Raw genomic sequence first — 7,936 nt, forward strand, 5'->3', positions numbered from 1 at the left:
CGCCTCGTCGCCTCTTACCCTAGCAGCGCTGCACCGTCCTCGCTGGTGGAAAGGATGTTCCTGTGGCTCCCTCCCTGCGTCGGCATAGCGTTATCGACCCTCAGCAGGTGGCCAGCGATGTGCAGGCGGAGCTAGCGCGGCAGCTGGCTCAGGGCAGGGAAGCTACTGACGCTGCGATCCCGCCCGTGAGCATTCGATTGTCCGCCCGGCGGAAAAAGACGGTCGCGGTGCGGGAGGAAGGCGATGGCTTCCTGATCATGGCGCCGGCCATCATTGGGGAGGCCGAGCTACGCAGAATCAGCATGGAGCTGGTGGGTAAGGCGCTGAGCAGTCGGCGTCATACGATAGGCAACAACGAGCTCGTCGAGCGCGCGGCGCAGCTCAACAACAAGTACCTCGGCGGCCGCGCGACGGTAAAAGAGATCAAGTTCGTCACGAACATGAACACGCGTTGGGGTAGTTGCTCGGTGCAGTCGAAGCGCATCCGGATCGCCCACCAGCTGCAGGATGTGCCGGGATATGTGCTGGATGCGGTGATTATCCACGAGCTGATCCACACGTTCGTGCCGAACCACGGCCCGGAGTTCCGCCGCTGGGAGGCGCACACCCCGCACCTGGAGAAGGCGCAGGGCTACCTGGAAGCCTTCAAACGCTGGGGGATGCGCGGCTAGCTACTTCTCGTCGCTCTGGCCGTCGGTGTCGCTCTGGCCGTTCTCGTCGCGCTTCTCGTTGAGCTCCCGCTCCAGCTTCTCGATTTCGCTGATGGGGTTGAAGCCCTCCATCTCGTCCTCGTCGAATGCCACGTTGCTGATGAAGGCCGCCGGGTTGTCCAGGTCGGAGGCAACCGGAAGGAAATCGGGGTGGTCCCATACGCTGTCGCGCTTAGTGACGCCTACCGCATCATCCAGCTTGCGCCACAGCTCGACTGCCTCGTTTGCCTTCGGAGCAGTGAAGCTGATGCCCAGAGCCTTAGTCAGCGCATCCATGGCGGGGGAGCCGTTGTTGCGGAACTCCGACCAGGCGGCGTTGATCATGGCCGCGGCGGGGATGCGGGAATCCAGGGCCACGCCGGTGACGTAATCCACCCAACCCTCGATCAGCGACAGGCTGGTTTCCAGGCGTTCGCGGGCGTGGGTGTTGGAGGAAACGACTTGCGGGGAGAAATCCTGCCCCTGCATGCGCTCCATCATCTCCTGCATCTTCGCCGGGTCGTTCAGCGATTCCGGGGTGAAGTCGCTGGTGGCTTCTTCCATGGCGGAGTAATCCAGCGACAGGCCGGCGGCGAACTCCTCGACATCCAGAATCAGGCGCTCCACCAGCCACGGGACGTGCTTGAACAGGCGCAGGTGCGCTGCCTCGCGCGCGGCCAGGTAGATCAGTGCTTCGCGGGGTTCGCAGCCCAGCTTTTTGGCCATCGCGTCCAGGTGCTCGGTGGCGATGGCAGCGGTCTCGCCTTGCGCAAGTGGTACGCCCCATTGGGTAGAAAGCACGACGTCGCTGGCCATCTCACCCAGAGTGTTGCCGAGCTGCACGCCGAAGTTCATGGCGTTGATCTGCTTCATCATTCCCGCCAGCGGGCCTAGCTGGCTGCGCATTTCCTCCGGCACCCCGCCGAGGGCAGCGTCGCCGAGCTTGTCAGCCAGGGGAGTAACTACCCGCTTCCACGTGTCGAAAGTCTCGTCCAACCACTGCGCGGGGCCGAAGGCCACGGAGCCGGACGCGCCGGCGGGCAGGATGGTGGCTTCGTCCAACCACAGCTCCGCCAGACGCACCGAGTCGGCCACTGCCTGTGAATCGCTGTGGCGCGGACGGGTGTCCTTCTTGGTGGCGGCGATGCGTTGGCGCGCCGTGCGCTTGGCCATCGCGTAGTTGACCGGCCCCTTACCGTCGGGGCTGTTCATATCGGTTCCGAAGCCGGAAAGCATGGAGCCGAACTGGTTCAGAATGTCGCCCAGGTTGCCGGCCCCCATGTTGCCTGCGCCACCCTTGCCACCGGCGTTGCCGCCCAGGGGGCCGCCGAAGAAGAAACCGAACTGGTTGTCGTGGTTATCTTTGTCGCGGTCGTCGTCGGAATCGTCCGGGCCGTGGAAGCCAAAGCCGAATTTACTCATGTACCCCACCGTACCGACTGTTGCAGTGCGAAAACGACCTCGAAGGGGCATATCGGCGCGTATTTTCGTGTGCTGAGAGCGAACAGGCGCCAGACCGCTCCACAGGGCGCGCTTAGCTAAATCATGGGGAAATACATGTAAAGTTGGGCGGGTGAATTTTTGGAACAGGCGTAATCGCACCATCGTCGTGGGTGCTGTCCCCGTGGTGGCGGTGTTTTCCCTCCTCGGGCTGCCGTCCATTCCCGGCACCAACATCGATCTCACCGTTCCCTATGCCGCTGAAGGCAGCGGGCCGACGTTCAACACCTTGGGCCAGGTCGATGGCCGAGAGGTAGTCGACATCACCGGCGCGAAGACTCACCCGACCAGTGGCAACCTCAACATGACCACCGTATCGGTGCGCACCAATATGACTCTCGCGCAGGCCTTTAAGCGCTGGGTGACCACTGACGACACGCTAGTTCCCCTAGAGCACGTATTCCCCTCCGGCAAGTCCTCGGAGGAGGTGCAGCGCCAGAACGCCGCCGCCTTCGCCAGCTCTGAATCCAACGCCACAATCTCGGCGATGAACTACCTACGCAAGCCTCTGGAGACCATGGTTCTGGAGGTATCCGAGGATTCCCCAGCACAGGGAAAGATCGAGGTCAACGACATCGTCACGAAGGTCGATGGGGAGAAGGTTACGCTGCCCAGCGAGCTATCGGACAAGGTTAAGGACAATAAGGCGGGCGATGAGGTCACCATCACCGTCAAGCGCCAGGGCAAGGAAAAAGACATCAAGGTCAAGCTCGGCGAACTGCCGAAGGAGCTACGTGGCGACCATCCGCAGGGCACCGCGTTCCTCGGCGTGACCACCGTTGCCCAGCCGGGTGGCGACATCAAGGTGGAGTACAACCTCACCGACATCGGCGGCCCATCCGCCGGTTTGATGTTCTCTTTGGCGGTGGTCGACAAGCTCTCGCCCGAGGAACTCACAGGTGGGAAGTTCGTCGCCGGTACCGGAACTATAGACGCCTCAGGCAAGGTCGGCCCCATTGGTGGCATCACTCACAAGATCGCCGCCGCCAAGGAAGCTGGTGCAGAGGTGTTCCTCGTACCAGCGAAGAACTGCGCGGAGGCAGTGCATGAGCCTCCGGAGGGAATCACCCTGTTGAAGGTCGACACTCTCGATGATGCGATTAAGGACCTCAAGGATTACAACGAGGGCAAGCAGGCCGATACCTGCAAGTAGCAGCTATTCGTCGGCTTCGAAGGTTGCGCGCAGCGTGTGAATCACGCCGGGGGCGATATCGTCCCCGCCGAGCAGCTGCACCTTGTCCTGGCCGAAAGGATCTTCTGCAAGCTCCTCCTCGCTGGGGCGTAGCTGGATAAGGGAGCGTTCGGGGCCGGAGAGGTCGGCGTCACAAAGAAGTCCGCTAAACAAGCGAGCCTGGCGCGGGGTAGGGTCCGCACCGGGGGCGGCGTTGGAGAAGGTGATCTCCTGGGCCAGGATCGCACCTACGACGGGGGCGGGCCAGCGGATGGTGGCGAGGAACTGGCCGAGCTCCTCGCTGCCCGGGCGGATGTCCTCCGGAATGTCCTCCTGCACCACGAGGGCGAGGGGATTGGCGGGCGCATCGTCATCGAATGCCTGTGGCGCGGCATCCGCAACCAGAGCGGCAGGTACCAGGGCAAACAAGGTGGCGGGCTGGTCCCAACCCTCCGCCTGTACGAAATCCACAGCCTCGCGTAGCGCGGCATTGAGCACGCGCTCGTCCTGCAGATCGACGGACGCAGAAGGGTCGGGGAAGGTCATGCGAAAGCCTTTCTTAAATCACTGCTGATTTGATCGTGCATTGTTTTGTTATGACGCTTAAGGAATTGTACGTATTCTGGTGGAAACCTCGCGTATTAGCGATACAGACAGGCGCGATAAGCAGGAGAGTAATTAAGCCTTGAGCACGCCAACGCCACCGCCTTCGGGGCGACCGAAGCAGAAGTTCCCATCCAGCCAGGGGCCGAGCAGGCGCTCGAAAATCCTTGGTATTGCAGTGGCGGTTATCGCCGCCGCTATTTTCGTTATCCCGGTGGTGGTGAGTACTTATACCGACTTCGCGTGGTTCCGCAGCGTGGATTACCAGGGCGTGTTCGTGAATGTGATCGTCACCCGCGTGGCACTGTTCGCCATCTTCGGCGCCTTCGGTGCGCTGCTGTCTTGGCTGGCGGCCTTCCTGGCTTACCGCGCGCGGCCGGATGAGATCGACTCGCTGGGCACATCCTCGCCATTGGCGGAGTACCGGCCGATGATTCGCCGCAACATGCGGCCATTCCTGCTGGGGATTCCGCTGTTCGTCGGAGTGATCACCGGCATGATCGTGCAGTCGAATTGGCGCTCTGTATTGATGTTCCTGAACGGTTCGAACTTCGGTGTGCGCGACCCGCAGTTCGGCAAGGATCTGGGCTTTTATGCCTTTAACCTGCCGTTCCTGCAGATGCTGGTTTCTACGTTCAGTGTGCTGCTGATCTTGGCTTTTGTGATCAACGGCGTTGGCCACTACCTGCTGGGATCCATCACTACGGGTAACCCGCGAGTGGGGGAGAAGGCCTCGATCTCCACGAGTGCACGCCGCCAGCTGGCCGTGATCGCGGGCGTGTGGATGCTGCTGAAGGCAGTGGGGTATTGGTTCGACCGCTATGGGCTGCTGACCCGTTCGCACGATACCTTCACCGGCGCTTCCTACACTGATGTGAATGCGGTGCTGCCGGCGCAGATCGTGCTGTTGGTGATCTCCCTGTTCGTCGCAGCGATGTTCTTTGTCACCATTGTGCTGCGCGACCTGCGCATTCCGGCCTTGGCGGTGGCGCTGATGGTGGGTTCCTCGCTGACCGTGGGGTTGATCTGGCCCGCAATGCTGGAGCAGTTCTCCGTCAACCCGAACCGTGCGGAGAAGGAACGCGAGTACATCGCCCGCAACATCGAGGCGACCCGCTACGCCTACGGTATCGGGGACGACAAGGTTACCTACGACCGCGACTGGGGTTCTTCCGGCGATGCGGCGTCGAAGGAACAGAAGAAGGCCGTGGCTGACGATTCTGCCACCCTGTCCAACGTGCGCCTGCTGGACCCGGAAGTACTGACCCCGACGTTTACCCAGCAACAGCAGCTGCGTAACTTCTATGGCTTCCCCGACGAGCTGGCGATCGACCGCTACAAAGTCGATGGCCAGATGCGCGATTTTGTGGTTGCTGCCCGTGAGCTGAACCCGAACACCCTGGACGGTAACCAGAAGGACTGGATCAACCGCCACACCGTGTACACCCACGGCAATGGTTTCGTGGCTGCGCCCGCCCGCAAGGTCGACGAGGTCGCCCGTGATGTGGGATCGGCTCGCGGTGGCTACCCGGTCTACACTGTGGCGGATCTGCAGTCGATGGAGTCGGGTAAGCAGGGCGGCGAGCTGAAGCTGGATATTAAGCAGCCGCGCATTTACTTCGGCCCGGTCATTGCATCGTCGAAACAGAACAACTCTGACTATGCGATCGTCGGCAACACCGAGGGCGAGCCGCTGGAGTACGATACCGACGCATCTAACTACACCTACACCGGTACCGGTGGAGTGGACGTATCGAACTACTTCAACCGACTGATGTTCTCGGCGCACTTTGAGTCGATGAATATGCTGCTGACGGATCGCATCGGCGAGGGGTCGAAGATCCTTTATGAGCGCGACCCCCGCGAGCGTGTGCATAAGGTTGCGCCGTGGCTGACCACGGATTCCAAGACCTACCCGATCGTCATTGATGGCCGTGTGAAGTGGGTCGTTGACGGCTACACGACGTTGAATAGCCTGCCCTACTCCGAGCGGATTGGGCTCACTGATTCTACTGCGGACGCCATCAACCCCGACGGCGTTAGTGAGTCCCAGGTCGTCGACAATGAAGTTGGCTACATTCGCAATTCCGTGAAGGCCGTGGTCGACGCGTACGACGGCAGCGTGGATCTGTACGCTTTCGACGAATCGGATCCGGTGCTGAAGGCGTGGCGGGGCGCGTTCCCGGGTGTGGTGAAGCCGCGCGCCGAGATCAGCAAGGAGCTGGAGGACCACCTGCGCTACCCGGAGGACATGTTCAAGGTGCAGCGCGAGCTGATCGCTAAGTACCACGTCTCCGACCCGGGCGTGTTCTTCCAGAACGACTCCTTCTGGTCGGTGCCGACCGACCCGACTGCACCGCAGGATCGCCAGGATAACGCACAGCCTCCGTACTACGTGGTGGCGGCTGACCCGAAGACCAACAAGCCTTCTTTCCAGCTGATCACCCCGTTCCGTGGTCTGCGCCGTGAGTTCCTGGCCGCACACATGTCCGTGAGCTCCGACCCGGATAACTACGGCAAGATCAGCGTGCGCGTGCTGCCGACGGGTACGCAGACTCTGGGCCCGAACCAAGCGCAGGACACGATGATGTCCTCTGACGAGATCGCCCGCGAGCGCACCCTGCTGAAGGGCACGAACGACCTGACGAATGGCAACCTGCTGACGTTGCCGGTGGGTGATGGGCAGATCCTGTATGTAGAGCCGGTGTACTCGCAGCGCAGTGGCCAGGATTCGGCCTTCCCGAAGCTTTTGCGTGTGCTGGTGAGCTACAACGGCCAGGTGGGCTACGCCCCGACCATTGCCGAGGCGCTGAGCCAGGTGGGTATTAACACGTCCTCCACCACCGACATTCGGGAGATTGATGGTTCCGTGGTTGATCCGAACAAGAACAAGGGTAAAGACCAGGGCGACGGCAAGGGTAAGGACGAGAGCGACAAGGACAAGAATAAGTCCAAGGACGAGCAGAGCTCGGATGGGAAGGGTGCTGCCGGCAAGTCCGATGACAAGGGCACCGATACGACCCCGGAGCAGCGCGTGCGCGATGCGATGGACAAAGTGAAGAAGACCCGTGAGTCCGGCAGCTTTGAGGAGTTCGGCAAGGCACTGGACGAACTGGATAAGGCAGTCCAGGACCTGCAATCCGAGCGTTAACCACCGGTGAAATCGTCTGCGACCAGGCGATTTCACTTTATCCGGGCTCTGCGTTACAGTAGGGGAGTCGCTGACGCGATAGCGTACAGCACTCGTCGCGGGGTGGAGCAGCTCGGTAGCTCGCTGGGCTCATAACCCAGAGGTCGTAGGTTCGAATCCTGCCCCCGCTACAAATAGCGCCCTTCTTTTAGCTTGTGCTGGAAGAGGGGTGCTTCTTTATTGTGTCATCGCCTACGGCGAAAAGGTTATTGCCCCGCCTGTATACGTGCACCTAAGTGGGGTTTGGGGGCTACTTATGCCATGCGGTGATGTGGCTAATATCGGTGGTTTGGCGCGCATGCCACAGGTCATACTCTTCCTGCAGTCCAAGCCAGAACTCTGCAGAGTTCCCAAAGAAAGCAGATAAGCGTAGAGCCATATCGGCGCTTACGCCAATGGAGCCGCGCACCAGTTTGGATATTTGCGAATCGGTCGTCCGGATTTCCTTGGCGAGTCGATACTGGGTAATCCCAAGTGGTTGTAGGAACTCTGCGAACAGGATTTCGCCCGGGTGCGGCACAGGCACCGTATCTAGCGATGAGGCGGTGTTAGTGGTAGTCGATGAAGTCAACATCAACAGCTCCTTTCTGGTTCCAGCGGAAAATGATGCGCCATTGCGCATTCACACGTATTGAGTAATAGCCCTCAAGGTTGCCCTTAAGTTGTTCGAGGCGGTTTGAGGGAGGGATGCGTAGGTCATTTAATTCAGTTGATCGAGCGATCATTATCAACTTGCGTCGGACAATCTTGCGAAGATCGGGCGGAACGTACCTCGGGGGTGTG

7 protein-coding genes and 1 tRNA gene are annotated in these 7,936 nt (G+C 60.8%); 4 read left to right on the plus strand and 4 right to left on the minus strand.

Annotated elements, in window-relative coordinates; all coding sequences use genetic code 11:
* Positions 1–62 precede the first annotated feature (62 nt).
* Positions 63–671: a M48 family metallopeptidase gene (locus tag CRD15_RS06120; protein ID WP_034991924.1), complete on the plus strand. Its 609-nt coding sequence runs from the start codon at positions 63–65 to the stop codon at positions 669–671.
* Here CRD15_RS06120 and CRD15_RS06125 read toward each other — a convergent pair whose 3' ends face one another.
* Positions 672–2,111: a zinc-dependent metalloprotease gene (locus tag CRD15_RS06125; protein WP_034972324.1), complete on the minus strand. Its 1,440-nt coding sequence runs from the start codon at positions 2,109–2,111 to the stop codon at positions 672–674. It abuts the gene before it with no gap.
* A gap of 151 nt (positions 2,112–2,262) precedes the next feature.
* Between CRD15_RS06125 and CRD15_RS06130 the strand changes: the two genes are divergently transcribed.
* Positions 2,263–3,342, plus strand: coding sequence for a PDZ domain-containing protein (locus CRD15_RS06130; RefSeq protein WP_034971285.1), 1,080 nt, complete (start codon positions 2,263–2,265; stop codon positions 3,340–3,342).
* A 3-nt stretch (positions 3,343–3,345) separates the two neighbouring features.
* Here the strand turns inward: CRD15_RS06130 and CRD15_RS06135 are convergent, their stop codons facing one another.
* A complete protein-coding gene (locus tag CRD15_RS06135) occupies positions 3,346–3,906 on the minus strand; it encodes a PPA1309 family protein (RefSeq protein ID WP_034979503.1) in 561 nt (186 codons plus the stop codon).
* A gap of 139 nt (positions 3,907–4,045) precedes the next feature.
* Here CRD15_RS06135 and CRD15_RS06140 point away from each other — a divergent pair, with 139 nt between their 5' ends.
* Together CRD15_RS06140 and CRD15_RS06145 are read left to right on the plus strand one after the other, a co-directional pair.
* Positions 4,046–7,114: a UPF0182 family protein gene (locus CRD15_RS06140; RefSeq protein WP_187402159.1), complete on the plus strand. Its 3,069-nt coding sequence runs from the start codon at positions 4,046–4,048 to the stop codon at positions 7,112–7,114.
* 96 nt (positions 7,115–7,210) lie between these two features.
* Positions 7,211–7,284: transfer RNA gene (locus tag CRD15_RS06145), tRNA-Met, on the plus strand.
* Positions 7,285–7,403: 119 nt separating this feature from the next.
* Here CRD15_RS06145 and CRD15_RS06150 read toward each other — a convergent pair.
* Both CRD15_RS06150 and CRD15_RS06155 read right to left on the minus strand, forming a co-directional pair.
* Complete coding sequence (locus tag CRD15_RS06150) at positions 7,404–7,727, minus strand: HigA family addiction module antitoxin (RefSeq protein WP_043014658.1); 324 nt, start codon at positions 7,725–7,727, stop codon at positions 7,404–7,406.
* A partial coding sequence (locus CRD15_RS06155; protein WP_187402160.1) for a type II toxin-antitoxin system RelE/ParE family toxin occupies positions 7,702–7,936 on the minus strand: 235 nt, incomplete at its 5' end. The genes CRD15_RS06150 and CRD15_RS06155, both read right to left, overlap by 26 nt.

The sequence above is a fragment of the Corynebacterium sp. LK28 genome (genome assembly GCF_014335105.1).
In the GTDB taxonomy this organism is placed as follows: Bacteria; Actinomycetota; Actinomycetes; order Mycobacteriales; family Mycobacteriaceae; genus Corynebacterium; species Corynebacterium macclintockiae.